At 34.2% G+C, this 18711-nt stretch carries 19 protein-coding genes; 17 read left to right on the plus strand and 2 right to left on the minus strand.

The genetic code is table 11. The annotated features are described in order from the left end of the window. Positions 1 to 12: 12 nt before the first annotated feature. From BUE84_RS05510 to BUE84_RS05560, 11 genes are all read left to right on the plus strand, one after another. Positions 13 to 471, plus strand: a complete 459-nt coding sequence (locus BUE84_RS05510; protein ID WP_238594366.1) for a hypothetical protein — start codon at positions 13 to 15, stop codon at positions 469 to 471. Positions 472 to 666: 195 nt separating this feature from the next. Next, positions 667 to 3435 carry a peptidoglycan DD-metalloendopeptidase family protein gene (locus BUE84_RS05515; protein WP_079240819.1) on the plus strand — a complete coding sequence of 923 codons (2769 nt, stop codon included), beginning with the start codon at positions 667 to 669 and terminating at the stop codon, positions 3433 to 3435. Between the two features lies 1 nt (position 3436). Next, positions 3437 to 4486 carry a hypothetical protein gene (locus BUE84_RS05520; protein WP_145953212.1) on the plus strand — a complete coding sequence of 350 codons (1050 nt, stop codon included), beginning with the start codon at positions 3437 to 3439 and terminating at the stop codon, positions 4484 to 4486. A gap of 24 nt (positions 4487 to 4510) precedes the next feature. Beyond that, complete coding sequence (locus tag BUE84_RS05525; protein WP_145953213.1) at positions 4511 to 5419, plus strand: hypothetical protein; 909 nt, start codon at positions 4511 to 4513, stop codon at positions 5417 to 5419. Between the two features lie 11 nt (positions 5420 to 5430). Further along, positions 5431 to 6378, plus strand: coding sequence for an XAC2610-related protein (locus BUE84_RS05530; RefSeq protein WP_145953214.1), 948 nt, complete (start codon positions 5431 to 5433; stop codon positions 6376 to 6378). A gap of 250 nt (positions 6379 to 6628) precedes the next feature. Then, the gene (gene mutY, locus BUE84_RS05535; RefSeq protein ID WP_079240823.1) at positions 6629 to 7663 is read left to right on the plus strand and encodes an A/G-specific adenine glycosylase; all 1035 of its coding nucleotides are present in this window, start codon (positions 6629 to 6631) and stop codon (positions 7661 to 7663) included. A gap of 44 nt (positions 7664 to 7707) precedes the next feature. Beyond that, positions 7708 to 8265: a gliding motility lipoprotein GldD gene (gene gldD / locus BUE84_RS05540; protein WP_034692119.1), complete on the plus strand. Its 558-nt coding sequence runs from the start codon at positions 7708 to 7710 to the stop codon at positions 8263 to 8265. Between the two features lie 27 nt (positions 8266 to 8292). Continuing rightward, positions 8293 to 9216, plus strand: coding sequence for a PfkB family carbohydrate kinase (locus BUE84_RS05545; RefSeq protein ID WP_079240824.1), 924 nt, complete (start codon positions 8293 to 8295; stop codon positions 9214 to 9216). Positions 9217 to 9302: 86 nt separating this feature from the next. Next, positions 9303 to 10670: a peptidylprolyl isomerase gene (locus BUE84_RS05550; protein ID WP_079240825.1), complete on the plus strand. Its 1368-nt coding sequence runs from the start codon at positions 9303 to 9305 to the stop codon at positions 10668 to 10670. 123 nt (positions 10671 to 10793) lie between these two features. Next, a complete protein-coding gene (locus BUE84_RS05555) occupies positions 10794 to 11783 on the plus strand; it encodes an NAD(P)H-dependent flavin oxidoreductase (RefSeq protein WP_238594367.1) in 990 nt (329 codons plus the stop codon). Positions 11784 to 11797: 14 nt separating this feature from the next. Next, complete coding sequence (locus BUE84_RS05560; RefSeq protein WP_079240826.1) at positions 11798 to 12568, plus strand: alpha/beta fold hydrolase; 771 nt, start codon at positions 11798 to 11800, stop codon at positions 12566 to 12568. 88 nt (positions 12569 to 12656) lie between these two features. On the opposite strand, the gene BUE84_RS05565 is transcribed toward BUE84_RS05560, so the two are convergent. Continuing rightward, positions 12657 to 13274 carry a hypothetical protein gene (locus BUE84_RS05565; protein WP_079240827.1) on the minus strand — a complete coding sequence of 206 codons (618 nt, stop codon included), beginning with the start codon at positions 13272 to 13274 and terminating at the stop codon, positions 12657 to 12659. A 28-nt stretch (positions 13275 to 13302) separates the two neighbouring features. Then, positions 13303 to 13602, minus strand: a complete 300-nt coding sequence (locus BUE84_RS05570; protein ID WP_034692125.1) for a rhodanese-like domain-containing protein — start codon at positions 13600 to 13602, stop codon at positions 13303 to 13305. Between the two features lie 164 nt (positions 13603 to 13766). Between BUE84_RS05570 and queG the strand changes: the two genes are divergently transcribed. From queG to BUE84_RS05600, 6 genes are all read left to right on the plus strand, one after another. Beyond that, the gene (gene queG, locus BUE84_RS05575) at positions 13767 to 14705 is read left to right on the plus strand and encodes a tRNA epoxyqueuosine(34) reductase QueG (protein ID WP_079240828.1); all 939 of its coding nucleotides are present in this window, start codon (positions 13767 to 13769) and stop codon (positions 14703 to 14705) included. Between the two features lie 360 nt (positions 14706 to 15065). Next, on the plus strand, positions 15066 to 15749 hold the full coding sequence (locus tag BUE84_RS05580; protein ID WP_079240829.1) for a TIGR02117 family protein: 684 nt from the start codon (positions 15066 to 15068) through the stop codon (positions 15747 to 15749). Positions 15750 to 15752: 3 nt separating this feature from the next. Beyond that, entirely contained in the window at positions 15753 to 16400 is a 648-nt protein-coding gene (locus BUE84_RS05585; protein ID WP_079240830.1) for a murein L,D-transpeptidase catalytic domain-containing protein, read from the plus strand. 52 nt (positions 16401 to 16452) lie between these two features. After that, on the plus strand, positions 16453 to 16905 hold the full coding sequence (locus BUE84_RS05590; RefSeq protein WP_079240831.1) for an SRPBCC family protein: 453 nt from the start codon (positions 16453 to 16455) through the stop codon (positions 16903 to 16905). A 387-nt stretch (positions 16906 to 17292) separates the two neighbouring features. Next, positions 17293 to 17544 carry a hypothetical protein gene (locus tag BUE84_RS05595; RefSeq protein ID WP_145953215.1) on the plus strand — a complete coding sequence of 84 codons (252 nt, stop codon included), beginning with the start codon at positions 17293 to 17295 and terminating at the stop codon, positions 17542 to 17544. Positions 17545 to 17604: 60 nt separating this feature from the next. After that, positions 17605 to 18693, plus strand: a complete 1089-nt coding sequence (locus tag BUE84_RS05600; RefSeq protein ID WP_079240833.1) for an efflux RND transporter periplasmic adaptor subunit — start codon at positions 17605 to 17607, stop codon at positions 18691 to 18693. Positions 18694 to 18711 lie beyond the last annotated feature (18 nt).

The raw sequence follows: 18711 nt of genomic DNA on the forward strand, positions 1-18711 counted from the left end.
ATGAAATTAAATATGAATAAAACACTTATTATTGGATTGCCCTTTATGTTAATCATCCTTTTGATAAGTTGTGAAAAAAAATACCAAAGTCCAGGCACTTACGAAAATGATCTTTTCGCACAGGAACGTCAGGAAGGAAAAGCATACATCATGAATAGAGATGAATGTTTTGATGGCAGTGAACTCGTACTTGCAAGTTCAGAGGTAAAATTAGCAGACAGTTCCAAAGGCCGTGGAAAATCTTTCTTTCTTTATAAAGTAAAATCAGGAAAAGTATTGAAAACAGTAAGGGATTCTACGGTAGAAATGCCAATGATGTTTTTATCTCAATACAAACTAAAGATCAAAAATACGGATTCTATGTATGTGTATCTGAAAAAGCTTGAAGGATACCGTTTTATAGCCAAAGACAGAAATCTTAAGTACCAATGGTTGAAAGCTGCTCCCGTATATTCTGTTGAGAAAAATTAACTTTAAATTCAAACTTTTTATATCACTGTATTATGATTTTTTTTATTTTTGTTTTTGAACCAACACAAAAACACGATGAAAAAAAATGTAAGCCTGTATGAGGATATAATCCTACATCCTCTCCAACCATTTAATCTGAAAAGTAGTACCTGTCTCAATAGCTTCCGACTGGAAGTTCGTTAAATTCTATCAGCCATGACAGGGAATATTGCCGGGGATCAGAATCCTCGGGTTGGAACAACATGTTCCTACGAAATAAAACCTTCAGGACTTTCATTTATACTGAATGGAGACTATGAATGGTATCTTTTTAAGAAACAAAAGAACGGAAGCTGGAAAGATATCACCGGAAAGCCCAAGACCGGTGAAAAGGTAACGTACAACTTTGGGGAAATAGCACTGGGAATAGAGTTTCAAATGAAAGTCTATGAGATTAAAAAAGGTATTTTACCTGGTCTTCCCTCTACCAGAGAACTGGCTGGCAGCCTTATAATTATTCCTGTCAGCAACAAGGTTCCAAAGATCGATAAAGTAGTACTCTTCAACAGAGGAGTAAAAGATTTCAATACAGCCAGTTATCATGATACTCTTATTGCGCAGGCTCACTGCATCGCGATGTTTAATAAAGAGATTGAGTTTCATCTTTGGGAAGATGACGCTCCTGGAAAAGGCCACGATGCCAGTATTAACAAAAACAACCGTCACACCCGCAGCTATAAGGCTCGCGTCAATGAAAAAGGGATTGCAGAAGTGTCAATACCTCTGATGTCTGATGAAAAAATCCTTCGTCATATGGCCAATCAGTTTCTGATGAAAGGTGACAGGAATGAAGGTGCGAATCATGAATATTATATTACAGCCACCTACTCCGGGAAAATTCAGGGAGCCAGCCAGGTGAATGTAGATGTGGCCAATCCGGATTATAAAGGACAGCCCCAAAATCAGCCTAAACCCAAGCCGCAACCTGAGAAACACACCCCAAAATTCCCGGCCGGACAAGGAGGTGGTCTCAAACAGCCGGATCCCAAAGGCAATATTATAGAAGCTGTTTTCATAGATGATACAGGAAAAGAGCTTTCCAAAGTCGCTGTAGGTGATAAAGTAAGGGTAAGAATCCACTCCAAAAATATGGTGGGAAAACACATCCAATATGTCATCTGGGAATCTGATTCGGTATTCCACGATGAAGTCTACCGAAGCAGAATGATTAAAATACCCGCAGATATATGTGACACTTCAGGATTTATCATTACCAAAGATATTTTTCAAAAAGGAACAGGCTCTCGTACCGGCGGTCCGGACTCCTATACACAAAACTATTTTATAGAAATTATCTCCAAAGATCTTTCTGCGGAATCTCAGAAATTTGGGGTAAATTCGGAAGGGCTGATGGAAGTGGAGAAGGTGAAGAGTGCGGTGGGGGTGCAGAAGCAGCCAGAACCGGAGAAGCCAACTGATGGAAAGTGTCCTAATTGTGAAAAAGATATAACTGTTGAACAATTACAAAGGATATATTCAGAGGTTAAAGATAAAACTTTATTATCTGAACTTGCAGAAACTTTAAACAAATACAAAAAGATCTATAAATTAGATACTTGTGCACGGAAAGCTCATTTTTTTGCTCAATCGATTGAAGAATCTGGGCTAGATTTATCGGGTGCAATACATGGAGAAGGATTAAATTACTCAGCAGAAGCATTACCAATTCAGTTTAAAGCATTTAGAAAAAGAAATGCTCAAGGAAGAGCAGTTGATAAACATGGAAATCCAACAGATGATAATTCTAAAACAGTTCCAAATGATCTAGCCTATGAGTACGGAAGAAGCTCAAGGAATGGATATGTAGCGAACCAAAAGAAAATTGCAGAAATAGCATATGGAAATCGGCCAGAGTTAGGTAACAAATCTGCTGAAGACACTTGGAATTATAGAGGAAGAGGACTGCTCCAAATAACAGGTAGAACTACATATGGCGAAATTCAAAAAAGGATTGATAAATTTGCCTCATCTGAGAATATTAAAATAAGTGATGGAATTGATAGAGACTATACTCCAAAAGAGGCAGCCTTAACAGGTATGGCAGATTGGTATAAAGAGGATATGTTTGATAAGGCAGATGAAACAGGAAAATTAAAAGATGATGATGTTGTAGATTTGATTGTTAATATTATAAATAGAAATACCAATTCAAGAAAGAAAAGAAAGGATCATTATAAAATAACTAAAGTAGTTTTTGAAGTTGATAAATGTCCGGAAGTTAAGCCACAAAATAAAACTGATGATGATAAAAATGCTATCTGGAACAACCCATTAGAGAATCCCCAGATTACTATATATACGTTCGGTGGATTAAAACGACCATGGCGATCTGCTTTCGGAAGAGTAAGAACAGATATGCCTGGAAGTGACAATGGAAAAAGGCCTCATCATGGCATTGATTTGTTTGCAGAAAAGGGAACTCCCGTATATGCATGCCTACCTGGCAAAGTAGTTAGCTTGTCTCCTGGAACTGGATACGGAAAAGGTTTAGTTTTAAAAGTAGATTCTCAATATTTAGAAATATTTAAAAAACAACGTCAAGCTTACGAACCATACTATGTAAAATCGAAAAGAACTTATGATAAAAACAAATATGATATAGAAGGATATGGTGATTTTGACGAATATGAAGGAATTACAGAAAGTAAAGATGTTTATTTGATGTACGCACATTTAAGTGAGCTAAATGTCTCACAAAATGAAGAAATTGCAATTGAAAATTATAAAACAAAAAGATTAGGAAAAACTGGCGATACTGGAGCAACTGGCACTAAAGGGCCACACCTTCATTTTGAAATAAGAAGTGCTCAAAATCCATCTGGATATTCCGAACGTTATAATCCAGCTTTCTATGTTAATTATAAGAATGAGACTCAGCTTTCGGAAACAGAAAGAAAAAAACAAGATAAAACAGCAGGTAAGTAATATGAAAAATTTAACAAATCTATTTATACTATTATTTTTCTTTAATCTATTATCATGTAAGGGAAATAACCCTAAACAAGAAAAGATAGATAATCTCACAACATTATATTCTATTGATTTTAAACAAGAACCAGTAGACTGTACTGGTGAAAAGTATAGTTCAAATAAGTGTGTTGATAAAAATAAAAACTTATCAATTTCTTTTGATAAAAATTCGATCCTATTTACCTATAATAATCAAAATTACATTGATAAACTGAATAATTCAAGTGATCTTGGATATGAAACTTTTTTATTTGGAAGCAGCAATGATGAAAAAATTATTTTAATAGATAATTTTTTAGAAAATGGACACCTATTTCTTGTCTATTATGCTAATAATAACAATATAAAGTTCTTAGGAAAAAATGAAGTAATCAACAATACCGAAGAGAACAATGCATATAATTTTAAAATAAAAAAAACAGACCGTAAAGTTGATATATTCTTAAATCCTCAGCTTGGCAACTTTTCACTTGATATAGGAAAAGCAGTTAATCTTAATAACAATGATGGTAAGAAAGCTATCTTAAATATTAATTTTCTTAATGATAATATTGCAACTCCAGATAAGATTACCAATGAATTAATTTTCACAAAAGACAAATCGGGAAAATTAATAATTAATACTGATATTCTAGATTATATACAAAAAAACACAACTAATAGTAATAATTCATACTCCATGTCATTATCGAAATATGTAACCCAACTTATTATTAATTTTTATGATAATGAGAGTACAGAATGGAGGGAAGAAGACTTATTTAGAATAATTGGATATGCTGCAAATACCACAGATCCATTGTTTAAGAAATACTGGAAAAATAATCCTGGAAAATGGAATAATGGACAAGAGGGGTATATTTTAGGTTTTTGTAATGTTGCATATCATGATCAAATCTGGGCTAAACTAACTAATAATTTCAAAAAAAACAAATATTATAATTTACCTTATTTAGAAGAAATGGTGTGGTATGGAAGCGATTTTGATAAAGTAAGAGCGCCTTAAGATTAATCCATAAAGCTTCAACTAATGATGAAACCTTTTTTAATTCTTTTAATATTATCATTCCACGCCTTTTGGAGTTGTAAAGAAAATTCTACTCAAAATAAGGAATCGTCTACAAGTATAAAAAAAGAAAATATAATATACACTGAAATTTCTTTTGATAAACAAGAATTTGTTTTATATCAAAATGTAACACAAAATGAATCTGCTGATTTTTTCCCTGCATTATATGTAACAAAACTAGATGAAGAACCAAAAACATTTTGTTTAACATCAACAACCGAAGAGTCCTTCACGGATAAAATTATTATTAATGACAAAAAAATCATACTTAGAGAAAATTATTGGGATCCAAATGAAGAAAGGAGAAAAAATGATAGACTAAAAGAATATAATTTTGATTTTGTTGAAGTGAATTCCAGTTTTCCTAAAAAAGAAATAAATCATACTACCAACAAAGATCAGAGGATTATGTTTAATACTGCTGACAGCCTGATCCTAAGTAAAGAATGTGATCTAAATATGGATAATATAAAAGACAAGATTCTTATAATTTCACCTAAAAATTCAAATACAGAAAACAGATTTTCAAGCGTTTATGTATTGATTTATAACAAAAAAGGAGAATTTAAAGAATATCATAATAATAAAATTATAAACTCATTCAATCATAGTTCTTATGCAGAAGGATTTCAAAACTTAACAATTAAAAATAATTTTTTTACTATTGAAGAAAACATTTCCTCACAACCCATACAGGATAAATACACAACATTCATTTTTGATAAAAAAAACAATTCTATTTATTTGCATAAATTAGGATTTTCAACAACATATCCTGATTCTAACCAAGATAATAGTATAACTTATTCATCTAAAGATTTTGGTATAATTAAATTTGAGAAATATGATCCAAAAACGGTAAAATATTGACATTTCTATACATGATGAAACCCTTTTTAATTCTAATATCCCTATTTTCCCTCAGCTGTAAAGAAGATAACTCAAAACAAACACAAAACATTTCAAATTCTCAAAAGACAAATGTAGAAATTAATAAATCTTTTGTTATTAGTTGTGGTTCCGGTTGTGCATTGACTTATACTGCTGAAAATATTCTACAGAATGATGATACTTCAATAAAAGTTAAATTCAAAGTAGAAATGCATACTGACGAGAAGCTATCAGATAGCTATTATGAAAATTATCTTTTTTCTTACGATAAAAATAAAGAAATTGAAAAAATAACTATTGAAGGAAAGAATGAAAACATTCTAAGCAATCTTATGCCTGATGCGCAAGATTCTTTTAGAGAGTTTGCCGCGGAAATTATTAATAGAAGCATTCATGTTTCACAACAAAAGGGAAAGCCTGCAAATAAAACAGATCTTTCAACAGCTAAATCATGTGAGTTCAAAAACCTGTCAAATAAGTATAAATTTATTTTAGAAGCCGAAGAATATAAAAATGAGAAGGAACAAAAATATCCAACTTCAGCGTGGATTATTGTAACAAATAAAAAGAATGGTAAATCACAGGAGATTCATTATGAACCAAATTCATGGACGTCTTATCAAGATTTGCCGTGTACCAACTTTTTTGTAAAAGATTTTAATTTTGACGATTTAGAAGATTTTGCAATTGTTTGGGATCAGGGCGGTGTGGAAAAGTTATATGAATATTATCTCCAAGATAAAAATGGAAATTTTTCTGCTGTAGAAACTTTCCCTTTACAACATGGAATTTTAGCAGAAAATATTGATGTAGCAAACAAAACAATTACAACACAAAGTATTATAGGATGTTGTCATATTAATATAAATAAATATAAACTTAATTCTAATACTACCTGGGATATTTCTTCGGAACAGCAGGAGCTAAAGAAAAAATAATTTAGAATAGATGAAATATGATTAGCAACTGATTAAGTCCTTTTTACCTTCATGATTATTTTTTTTTTCATACGCAAGTAGTAGGAAGAGATAAGAGCAGAAAAATAAATTTATACAATAACGGATTCACAAAAAACTCCTTCAACATCAAAAACAGGAAAAATAAAATAAACTTATCTTTGCAGTATAGAAACAATGTTCAGGATGAAGAGAAAATTATCTTTTCAATGATTTAAAACAAGATTGGTTTTTGGGAAAAAATAAAACAGCCTCAGATTTTTTGCATATTGGCATCAAAATCCTGGAATGGTATAAAAATAACGCAAGAGATCTGCCCTTCAGACAGACAAAAGATCCGTACAAAATCTGGATCTGTGAAATTGTATTTCAGCAGACAAGGATCAATCAGGGATTAAACCATTATAATAATTTTATTAAAAGATTTCCCGATGTAAAAACATTGGCAGAAGCTGAAGAAAATGAAGTTTTATTATATTGGAAAGGATTAGGCTATTATTCAAGAGCCATCAATATTCATAAAGCTGCTCAGCAGATTATGAGTGATTATCAGGGCGTCTTTCCAGATCAGTATGAAGAAATTTTAAAATTAAAAGGAGTTGGAAAATATACTGCTGCAGCTGTTTCGAGTATCTGTTTCGGTGGAAGAATGCCAGCGGTTGACGGGAATTTCTACCGTGTTCTGAGTCGTCTTTTTGCCGATGATTTTGATATTTCAAATTCAAGAGCATTTACGTATTTTTCTGAGCTGGCTGCTTTGGTAATGCCGGAAAATGTCGGAGATTTTAATCAGGCTATGATGGATATTGGTTCAGAAATCTGTAAACCCAAAAATCCACTGTGTGAAGAATGTCCTGTGAATAAAGACTGTCTTGCATTTTCTATGCAGAAAATTTCATATTATCCCGTTAAAACAAAAAAAGTAAAAGCAGAAGATCTTGCGTTGACTTATTATTTTGTTCACAGAAACGGACAATTTCTGATCCGCCAGAGAGCAGATGACTTTATCTGGAAGAAATTATTTGAATTTCCCACAGCGATTCCTGCTGATATGGAAACTTATATTACGGGATCAAAAACGGTTACTCATAAACTGACCCATAAGAATTTAAGCATTGAAATCTGGAATGTTGAGGTTACTTCTGAGAAGATATGGAATGATTTTATCACTGAGAATCAATACCTGATTACAGACGTTGAAGGCTCTCATGAAAAATCGTTTCCGAAGCCTCTGGAAAATTACATTCAAAACTCTCTGAAAGACTGAAATTTGTCTTCCGAAATCTAAAATCTAATTTGTACTTTTGCAAAATGATTAAAAAAGTCATTTTTATTTTTGTATCGCTGCTTTTAATTTCATGTGGAAAAGACCCTTCACCAAAACCTTATGGAGAATTGCGTCTTGAATATCCGGCACCGAAATACCAAAAGTTTGAAAACGATTGTGCGTATACCTTTGAATATTCGGACTTTGCTTCGATTGCACCAGCTAAAAAACCTTGCTGGTTCTATCTGAACTATCCGAAAATGAAAGCGAAGCTTTTCGTTACCTATTATCCGATACAGAACGACTTTGCTGACCATATCAAGGAAGCCGAGAAAATGGTATATGAGCATACCATCAAAGCCAGTTCCATAGATACGAAATCCTTCGAATACCCTGAAAAGAAAGTCTACGGGAACTTCTATGAATTGAAAGGACAGAGTGCTTCCAACCTTCAGTTTTACATTACAGACAGTACGAAACACTTCGTGACTGCTTACTTATACTTTAATACGAGACCGAAACCGGACTCTCTTGCTCCTGCAGTAAACTATATCAAAAATGATATGAAACATCTGCTGGACACTTTTGAATGGAAAAAATAATTACTTTTAATATACATTGAAAAATATATGAAACTTTTAGTTGTAGGAAGTGTTGCATTTGATGCAATTGAAACACCATTTGGTAAAACGGACAAAATTTTAGGAGGTGCAGCCACGTATATCGGAATCACTTCATCAATTTTAGGCGTTAAATCCGGAATTGTTTCTGTAGTAGGAGGAGACTTTCCACAGGAACATCTTGATATGTTCACAGACAGAGATGTAAATATCGAAGGAATTGAAATCGTGAAAGAAGGAAAAACATTCTTCTGGTCTGGAAAATACCACAACGATCTGAATACAAGAGATACTTTGGCTACAGAAGTAAATGTGTTGGAAAATTTTGATCCGAAAATCCCGGATTCAATGCAGGATGCCGAAATTTTGTTACTTGGAAACCTACACCCTGGAGTTCAGTTATCTGTACTTGAAAAAATGAACAACCGTCCTAAACTGGTTATTCTTGATACCATGAATTTCTGGATGGATTCTGCATGGGATATCTTAATGGATATGATTGCAAAAACAGACGTGATTACCATCAATGACGAAGAAGCAAGACAGCTTTCAGGAGAATATTCTTTAGTAAAAGCAGCTAAAAAGATCCACACAATGGGTCCTGAATATGTAATTATCAAAAAAGGAGAGCACGGAGCTTTACTATTCCACGACAATAAAGTATTTGCTATTCCGGCACTTCCGTTAGAAGATGTTTTTGATCCGACAGGAGCTGGAGATACTTTTGCAGGAGGATTTGCTGCATACCTTGCTAAAAAAGGGAAAATTGATTTCGAAACGATGAAGTCTGCCCTTATCGTAGGATCTGCAATGGCTTCATTCACAGTAGAGAAATTCGGAACAGAAAGAATAGAAGAAGTAAACGAAGCGGATATGTTCAGCAGATTGAGACAATTCAAAGAATTAACAACATTTGATGTTGAACTGCAGTAAATAAGTCTTTTTAAGAAATATTTATAATAAAAAATTGAGTGAAATTCGTTAAGAATTCTAAATTTGCAACTTGTTAAAATAGTAAAATGACAAATAAACTAAAAATCACTTTTCTTCTTGGGATTTTCATCATGATATTCTCTTCAAATATGATGAATGCCCAGCTAAAACAAGGAGATTTGGTGGATGGTATTGCCGCTGTTATCGGGGATGAGATTGTATTGGAATCTGATGTCCTGGAGCAGATGAATTATGGTAAACAACAGGGAGCTGCCAACACAGACAAATGTGAGTTCCTGGAAAATCTTATCAGCAATAAGCTTCTTGTATACGAAGCAAAAAAAGATACCTTAATTGAAAATCGTTCTGCAGCAATAAAAGAACAGGCAAATGCAAAATACCGTCAGATGCTTTCTCAATTTCCGGATGAAAAAACAATGCTTGCAGCCTATAAGTTCAGAAATGCTTATGAACTGAAAAATGCTATTGAAAAAATAGATATTGACCAATATTACGGACAGGCAAAGTACCAGAGAATAACTGATAAAGCGGACGTAACTCCTAATGAGGTAACTGATTTTTACAATATGTATAAAACACAGCTGCCACAGGTAAAAGATGAAGTTACTTTAGCTCAGATTATGATCTACCCGTCACTTACGGAAGCTCACAAACAAGAACTTATCAACAGGTTGAAAAAAATCAAACAGGATATTATCGGAGGTGAGACTTTTGAAAGCCAGGCAAGAATTTATTCTGAAGATGAAGGATCTGCTGCTAATGGAGGATTATATAAAAATATCAATAAAGGGCAGATGGTGAAGCCATTCGAAGCTGCTGCATTGAACCTTCAGGAAAATGAAATTTCAGACCCTATTGAATCTGAATTCGGATTCCATATTATTCAGTTAGTGAAAAGATCAGGTAAAGTATATGATGCAAGACACATCTTGTTGAAAGCTGTTCCTACTGATGACGAAATTAAAACTGCAAAAGCTAAATTAGACAGTATCAGAGGTCTTATCGTTGATGGTAAAATGACGTTTAAAGATGCTGCTTTTAAATACTCAGACGATAAAAGAACAAAATTCAATGCAGGAATTATTCCTGGAGCAGACGGTTCTGATAAAATTGAAAGAGAAAGTATCCCTGGAACAATCAGTTATGAATTAGCAGGATTAAACAAAGGTGATATCACTACTGCTTTTGAAGACGAAGAAAACAAGAGAAAACAAATCAAGATCATCAAAGTTGAAGATGTGATTCCTTCTCACCAGATTACCCTGGAAACAGACTTCAGCAGAATCAAGCAGATGGCGCTGAATAAAAAGAAAAGTGAAATGGTTGAAAAGTTTGTCAACTCTAAGTTGCCGACAACCTTTATTTCAATTGACGGACGTTACGACAGTTGTAACTTTAAGTCTAACTGGAAGAAACAATCCATGACAAAATAAAATCAAAACCTTCAGAATTTCTGAAGGTTTTTTTATGATTAGTAGTTTTAAAGAATGAAAGGCAATGATAGAAAATATTGACATATTTTCCCCGGAAAACCGTTGTTTTTATTATTTTTACACATGAGCAATTTTATAGATTTTAACGCTGCAAAAAAACTTCATGACATGGAGGGAACACAAAATAGAATTTCACACCTTTTTAATATTAAATACCCGATTATTCAGGCAGGGATGATCTGGCATTCGGGATGGAGACTTGCTTCTGCAGTTTCCAACTGTGGGGGATTAGGAATAATAGGAGCGGGAAGTATGTATCCTGATATCCTGAGAGAAAATATCCAGAAATGTAAACAGGCAACAGATAAACCATTCGGGGTAAATGTACCGATGTTATATCCTAATATTGAGGAAATTATTCAGATTATTCTTGAAGAAGGAGTGAAAATTGTATTTACGTCAGCCGGTAACCCGAAAACCTATACGGAAACCCTTCAGAAAGAAGGAATAAAAGTAGCTCACGTCGTTTCATCCACCAAATTTGCTGTAAAATGTGAAGATGCCGGAGTAGATGCCATTGTTGCAGAAGGTTTTGAAGCCGGAGGCCACAACGGAAGAGATGAGACAACAACATTCTGTCTTATTCCTAATGTTAAAAAACATATTTCCAAGCCGTTAATTGCTGCCGGAGGAATTGCTTTAGGTTCACAGATGAAGGCTGCTATGATTCTTGGTGCAGATGGTGTACAGATTGGTTCCCGTTTTGCTGCAACAACTGAAGCAAGTGCCCATGAAAACTGGAAAAAGAAAATTACAGAATTACAGGAAGGAGATACGCATCTTACTTTGAAAGAACTGGCACCTGTGAGAATGGTTAAAAATAAATTCTTCAAAGAACTGGAAGATATCTACGTGAATGGAAGAGATAAAGAAGCATTGATTGCTTCATTAGGAAGAGCCAGAGCAAAGCGTGGAATGTTTGAAGGAGATATGGAAGATGGCGAGCTGGAAATAGGCCAGGTTTCTGCTTTAATTGACGAGATTCTTCCGGTGGAAACTGTTTTCAGTCACCTTTTAAAAGAATTTGAAGCAACAAAAATGCCTGTTTTTTAATATAATTTTATTTGATGGAAGGAAGAATAATTGATGTAAAGGGACAAAAATTATATATTGAACACAATAATCAATTTCAAGACAGACCTACTATTGTTTTTCTGCATGATTCATTAGGTTCAGTACAGCTTTGGAGAGATTTTCCAGCCAAACTATCCGAAGCCACACATTGTAATACTTTGGCTTATGACCGTTTAGGTTATGGGAAATCATATCCAATGTCTACTCATATAAGACCGGTAAATTATATGGAGCTGGAAGCAGATCTTTTGAATGATGTATTGACTGAAATAAATATTGATAAGGTGATTCTGTTCGGGCACAGTGATGGGGGAACAATAGCTTTGATCACCGCTGCGAAATATCCTGAAAGAGTAGAAGCTGTCATTTGTGAAGCAGGTCATATTTTTGTAGAAGAGGTAACTTTAAAAGGGGTTTATGATGCCTGGGAAGCTTACAAAACGACCAATCTTCCTGAACGTTTACAGAAATATCATGGCGATAAAGTAGAAATGCTTTTCAAGGCCTGGACAGAGACCTGGACGCGTGAAGATTACAGAACCTGGAATATTGAATATCTCTTAAAAAATATTACTGCTCCATTATTATTTGTTCAGGGAGAAGCTGATGAATATGGTACATTGGATCAGGTAGAAAAAACGATTACTCAGGTGAGTGGAAGTGCGGAAAAATACATCATTCCCGGAATAGGACATACACCACATAAAGAATCTCCAGAGCTTGTATTGGAGAAAGCAGCAGAATTTATTGGTAAATATTTTTAATCTGAACCTATAAAATATAGAAATAAGACACCTTGTAATCAGGGTGTCTTATTTTTATGTGAAAATTCTAATGTGAAAGCTTAAAAAATTACAGTAATTGAAGTTCTGCTGCAATGTTTTCCTTTGCCTGAACCTCATATTTTTCCTTAAAATACTCTGTTTTAAAGATACTCTCTAGCTCGAGAAAATGCTTAAGCACTTTTTTTCGTCCCGGTTTATAAAGGAAGTCAGGATAAATGGAATACTCTTTTCTAATATTCTGAGTATATTCTGAATAAGTTTTAAAATCTTTGCCCAATACAGAAAGGTCAGCATCCAGAAGATAATTGGTATCCTCATCATCAGAGCGTTGGTGAGATTTTGTAGCCAGAATCTGTGCAGAAATTAATGAAATTTTATCTTGATTGATATGAAGTTCGGTAAGTCTTTTTTCTGCCTTGGCAGCACTTTTCTCTTCATTGGATTTTGAAGAAGCATCATAGATAATGTCATGGTAGAATACAGAAAAAGAAATCGCTGTCACATCTGAGATATTACTTTTTACATATTCAAGTTCATTCAACATGTTTTCAAGATGAAGAAGATTATGATAGTATCTTCCTTTTTCAGAATATTTAGTTTCAATCTCCTTCCACAGATCACGGATGAGTTGAGGATCTTCTGTAAACGAAGAGCAAAGCTGTTCAAATTGATTTTTCAGATTCATAGAAATAAAGATATAAAAAAAGGAACTTTTAAAAAGTTCCCTGATTTGCTTCCAGTACAGCCTTTAGATCAGCCCAGCCTCCGCCGTTATAGCCGTCCTTTAATCCCTGAGCGTTAAGATAATCCAATGCTTTTCCGCTTCTGTTTCCACTTCTGCAGAATAAAATTACTGGTTTTTCAACAGATAGAATTTCATCCTGTCTGTCTTCTACTTCACCTAGAGGAATATTCTTAGCACCGTCTATATTACCGTCCATTTCAAGCTCCATTGGCTCACGAACGTCGATTAATTCATAGTTTCCGGATTGTATTACTTCTATTAAAGACATAGTTGTTGGTTTAAATATTAAATTATAAACGAAATTACGTAATTTTTTTTTGAAAAAAATCCTAATGAAAACATAATTTTTCAGAAAAGAAACCAGTTGTACTGCGAACTTACTCCAAAATCAGAAGATTGATAAAATAATCTTAATTTTGCAGTGTGAAATTAATGAATGCCGGTGCCGAAAAATATTCCCAACTGATCAAGTCCAAAGCAAAAAGTTTTGGATTTCAGAATTGTGGCATTTCCAAAGCTGATTTTCTGGAAGAAGACGCTCCTCATCTTGAAAAATGGCTGAAAAATAATTTTAACGGCGAAATGAAGTATATGGAAAATCATTTCGACAAAAGACTTGATCCGAGGCTTCTGGTGGAAGGTTCAAAATCTGTGATTTCACTTTCTTATAATTATTTTCCTGAAGAAAAAATATCCATTCTGGAGAATTTTAAAATCTCAAAATATGCCTACGCAGAAGATTATCATGAAGTAATTAAAGAAATTCTCCGTGAAATGGTTGCCGAACTTCAGGAAGAAATAGGAGAGTTCGGATTCCGGGTTTTTGTAGATTCTGCACCGGTTTTAGAAAGAGCCTGGGCCAAAAAATCAGGAATAGGCTGGGTAGGGAAAAATGCCAATCTCATCACCAAGCAAAGCGGTTCTTTTTATTTTCTGGCAGAAATTATCTGTGACCTGGAGCTTATTCCCGATCATGCAACCACAGATCATTGCGGAAGCTGCAGGAAATGTATAGATGCCTGTCCCACGGATGCCATCGTTTCTGAAAAAATTATAGATGGAAGCCGCTGCATTTCTTATGCAACCATAGAACTCAAAAATGAAATTCCGGATTATTTTAAAGATAAAATGGAAGACTGGATGTTCGGATGTGATATCTGTCAGGATGTTTGTCCCTGGAACAGATTCTCAGCGCCTAATAAACAGAGCCGTTTCCAACCCAATGAAGCACTGAAAAACTTCAAAAAAGGAGAATGGAAAGAACTTACCCAGGAAATTTTCTCGGAAATCTTCAGAAAATCTCCTGTGAAAAGAACCAAATTTGCAGGACTCAAAAGAAATATTGAGTTTTTGCAGAAACCTTCTGACTGATTTTTCTTTAAACTTTTGGTGACAATCCCTCTTTTGGAATTTTTTGAAGTTCCAAACCAGAGCTGATAGTTGACCATTCCTTAAATTTTTCGCTTTAAGGAGGTGAAGATTTACATCAATAAGTTTCTTAAAAAGCTTTTCCTATAAAGAAAAATTGATTTTCAGGAGATCAAAATCTCACCGAAAATCAACGTCTTTTTTGTATTCTTTTAGGAGCAGTTTTTACTCTTACTTTAAACCTTTTTTGGGATTTAGTATTTTTACGCATATTTGTGAATATTTCGTAACTAAATATAGTTAATTTTTCGATTAAAACAAATACTTTTACTAAAAATTAAAGATTAAATTTTATTAAAAAACATGACTGTGAAAACGATATTAATGTATCTCCTGAAAGTGGTAGGAATTATTGTAGGAATTGTGATTATTTATGTGATCCTTGGGTTGTTGATTCCCTATATTCCCGTTTCTGCAAAAGATGACGGACAAAAGAAAGAAATTCCCATCTATATTTATACCAACGGGGTGCATACCGATATTGTAATGCCTGTGAAAAATGATTTGCAGGACTGGAGCCAGAAAATTCCTTTTGCCAATACAAAATCAAAAAAAACAGACTATCAGTATATAGGAATAGGATGGGGAGATAAAGGTTTCTATCTTGATACACCTACCTGGGCAGACCTGAAATTTTCAACAGCTATAAAAGCAGCATTCTGGCTAAGTGATTCTGCTATGCACTGTACTTATTATAATACAATGAAAGAAGGGAATGACTGTAAAATGATCATGATCAGCAGAAGTCAGTACGAAAATCTGGTGAAATATGTGGAAGATAAATTTGACAGAGATCAGAACGGAAATTTCATGTTGATCCCTACCAATGCTGTTTACAGCGATAACGATGCCTTTTATGATGCAAAAGGAACTTACAGCTTTCTGTATACCTGCAATACCTGGTCAAATAACGCTTTGAAAGCTGCAGGACAGAAAGCTGCACTTTGGACACCTTCTGATTTCGGAATCTTTCAGCATTATAAATAAAATATGAAAAGGATTTTTTGGTTTTTCGCCATCTTTTGGATCTGCTCATGTTCTCAGGAGAGGAAAAATAATTCAATAAGAACAGTAGAAACATCAGTAGTCGAAGAAAAGAAACCTGAAACTGATTTTTCTAAAATAAAATTAAAGGCAGAAGAAGCCTTAAAATTCTGTGCTTCAAAGAATCTTAGCAAAGATTTCTGTATTCTCATTGATATGAGCCTTCATTCAGGCGTTAACCGTTTTTTTGTCTGGGATTTTAAAAATAATAAAATCTCAAAAAAATATCTGGTAGGGCATGGGTGCGGTTCCAATTCCTGGAGTAAAGATAATTCTAAAGCCAATCCGGGCTTCAGCAATGAAGACGGAAGCCATCTTTCATCTTTAGGGAAGTATAAATTGGAAGGAAGAGGCTACAGCGACTGGGGAATCAATATAAAATACCTGATGCACGGCCTTGAAGAAACCAACAGTAATGCTTTAAAAAGATTTATTGTCTTTCATTCCTGGAATCTGATGAGTGATACTGAAACTTTCCCTAACGGATCTCCTGAAGGTTGGGGTTGTCCCACTATTTCCAACAACGCTATGAAGGAAATTGATCCGATGATTCAAAAATCAGAAAAACCGGTACTGATGTGGATCTATAATTAAACCTTTGTTATACCTTTGTTTTCATAACAATCCTGTTAACTGATTTTGCTTTATGAAACATACCCTTTTCCGTGAACAACAGCTCAATTGTGATATAGAAACAGCCTGGAAGTTCTTTTCCTCAGCCAATAATCTTTCAGAAATTACGCCGAAGGATATGGGCTTTATTGTATTAACGGAAATGGAAGATGATGAAATTTATGAAGGAATGATCATCGATTATTATGTTTCTCCATTATTCGGTATTAAAATGAAGTGGCAGACCGAAATCACCCATGTTGATTTCCAGAAAAATTTCATTGATTTTCAGAGAAAAGGGCCATACAAACTCTGGAATCACCATCATGAATTTATTCCCAATGAAGAAGGTGTTCTGATGAGAGATACCATAGATTATGAACTTCCTATGGGATTTTTAGGTGAAATTGCTCACCACCTTTTCATCAGAAAGAAACTGGAACATATCTTTGATTATCGTTTCAGAGTTCTCAGCAAATTGTTCTAGATATTCAATAGAAACGGGCTTTACCCCGTTAATAATAAACCAAAATTCATCTGGCTTTAGCCAAAACCTAGTGCCATTTTTCATTCAGAATTTTAGAAGTTTGATTCCTTCGGAATGACAGACTGCATGAATAAACTTCGCGTTCTATTTGTCATTCCGTAGGAATCCCAATACGAATGAATGAGTAGAATTATTCCTCTATTGTTTAAGTTTTTTTAACAGTTCAATGGCTGGATTTCCCAGTAAAAATCACTAATTTTGCCAGATTATCGTTTTTTACTGAAAAACTAATGTGTTCTGGTTGACATGGCAAGTCTGAGGTCATTTTTCTTATTCTATATCATACTGGTTTTTTCCCTTTTCAATTCGAATTGGGCAGAAAAATCATTGAGAAATATCCCTCATGTTCCTCCTGTAACAAACATTCATGTTCTGGATGTTTACGAAGAAGCAGATATGAATACGCATGCATTGCCTGCAGCTGCCAAAATTGTAAAACATTCGGTTAAAAAAAATGATCCTGCCATTGCAGATTTTTCAGGAATTTTAAAAGTTATTCCAAAAGTTACGCTTCCTGAAATCGCAATTTCTATTATTTGTGGAGTTAAATCTTTTCTCCATCTCCTCCAGTTGTACTAGGTTTAAGTTTCTGAATACCAAATCATTTTAACGGAAATTTTATAACTTAAACATTTAAAAATGTATTTTAAAACTGTAATAATTTGCCTTATGGCAACATTATTCGCTGTGTCATGCAGTAAAGACAAAGAAAAAAATAATCAGAAAGATAAAGAAGTTCCCGTACTGGAAATCAAAGAAAAAGATACATTGGTGAGCAACCAGTTTGTGACCGATATCCAGGCTAAAAAAAATGTAGAAATGCGTTCAAGAATCGGAGGTATTATACAGCATATTTATGTAAATGAGGGACAGTTTGTCCATCAGGGACAGGCTTTATTCAAAATCAATGATGCCGAACTTCAGATGGAACTCCTGAAAGCCAATGCGGCGTTAAAGCAGACTGAGGCAGACGTTCGCATTGCAGAGGTGGAATTGAAACAGATTCAGAGTCTGCATGCCAAAAAATTTGTGGCTAACAATGAGTTGGAAATGGTAAAGGCAAAACTGTCTTCTGCCAAAGCAAAACATGCATTTGCCGATGCAGAAAAGAGAACGGTTCTTCAGAAAATAAGCTTTACAAGAATTACAGCACCTTTTGACGGAGTAATTGATGTCATTCCCCATAAAGACGGAAGTTTGGTGGAAAATGGAACCCTATTGACCACACTTTCCCAATTGAATGAAGTGTATGCCTATTTCTCTATTCCTGAAAACTTATATTTTGAGCTTTTAGCTAATGATAAGATCGGAAGTCATCAGAAGATTGAGCTAACACTTCCCAACGGAGTTAATTACCAGTTCAACGGAGCTTTGAAAACAGCCGAAGGGGAAATCGACAGAACCACAGGTTCTATTCGTTATAAAGTGCTTTTCCCGAATCCGGACCGTTTGATCAAACACGGTACTTCCGGGAAACTTATCATTTCAGAGCAACAGAATAATGCGATCCTTATTCCACAAAAATCTACCTTTTCCATTCAGGATAAGACCTATGTTTTTGTAGTAGATAAACAGAATAAAGTGAAAATGACCAATATTAAGATCGGAACTACCTTAAGAGACTCTTATATGGTAGAAAGTGGTCTTAAAAAAGGAGATTTAATCATTTATGAAGGGACTCAGTCTTTGAAAGATGGTGATATTATCAAAATCAAAAAGAAGTATTAACCCTTCATAATCTTTAAA

Source organism: Chryseobacterium indologenes, assembly GCF_002025665.1.
GTDB classification, from domain to species: domain Bacteria; phylum Bacteroidota; class Bacteroidia; order Flavobacteriales; family Weeksellaceae; genus Chryseobacterium; species Chryseobacterium metallicongregator.

Bases quoted from the DNA above. Each gene is read 5' to 3' on its own strand.
- BUE84_RS05510 (WP_238594366.1), top strand. From the start codon at position 13: ATGAATAAAACACTTATTATTGGATTGCCCTTTATGTTAATCATCCTT.
- BUE84_RS05515 (WP_079240819.1), top strand. From the start codon at position 667: ATGACAGGGAATATTGCCGGGGATCAGAATCCTCGGGTTGGAACAACA.
- BUE84_RS05520 (WP_145953212.1), top strand. From the start codon at position 3,437: ATGAAAAATTTAACAAATCTATTTATACTATTATTTTTCTTTAATCTA.
- BUE84_RS05525 (WP_145953213.1), top strand. From the start codon at position 4,511: ATGATGAAACCTTTTTTAATTCTTTTAATATTATCATTCCACGCCTTT.
- BUE84_RS05530 (WP_145953214.1), top strand. From the start codon at position 5,431: ATGATGAAACCCTTTTTAATTCTAATATCCCTATTTTCCCTCAGCTGT.
- gldD (WP_034692119.1), top strand. From the start codon at position 7,708: ATGATTAAAAAAGTCATTTTTATTTTTGTATCGCTGCTTTTAATTTCA.
- BUE84_RS05545 (WP_079240824.1), top strand. From the start codon at position 8,293: ATGAAACTTTTAGTTGTAGGAAGTGTTGCATTTGATGCAATTGAAACA.
- BUE84_RS05550 (WP_079240825.1), top strand. From the start codon at position 9,303: ATGACAAATAAACTAAAAATCACTTTTCTTCTTGGGATTTTCATCATG.
- BUE84_RS05555 (WP_238594367.1), top strand. From the start codon at position 10,794: ATGAGCAATTTTATAGATTTTAACGCTGCAAAAAAACTTCATGACATG.
- BUE84_RS05560 (WP_079240826.1), top strand. From the start codon at position 11,798: ATGGAAGGAAGAATAATTGATGTAAAGGGACAAAAATTATATATTGAA.
- BUE84_RS05565 (WP_079240827.1), bottom strand. From the start codon at position 13,274: ATGAATCTGAAAAATCAATTTGAACAGCTTTGCTCTTCGTTTACAGAA.
- BUE84_RS05570 (WP_034692125.1), bottom strand. From the start codon at position 13,602: ATGTCTTTAATAGAAGTAATACAATCCGGAAACTATGAATTAATCGAC.
- queG (WP_079240828.1), top strand. From the start codon at position 13,767: ATGAATGCCGGTGCCGAAAAATATTCCCAACTGATCAAGTCCAAAGCA.
- BUE84_RS05580 (WP_079240829.1), top strand. From the start codon at position 15,066: ATGACTGTGAAAACGATATTAATGTATCTCCTGAAAGTGGTAGGAATT.
- BUE84_RS05585 (WP_079240830.1), top strand. From the start codon at position 15,753: ATGAAAAGGATTTTTTGGTTTTTCGCCATCTTTTGGATCTGCTCATGT.
- BUE84_RS05590 (WP_079240831.1), top strand. From the start codon at position 16,453: ATGAAACATACCCTTTTCCGTGAACAACAGCTCAATTGTGATATAGAA.
- BUE84_RS05600 (WP_079240833.1), top strand. From the start codon at position 17,605: ATGTATTTTAAAACTGTAATAATTTGCCTTATGGCAACATTATTCGCT.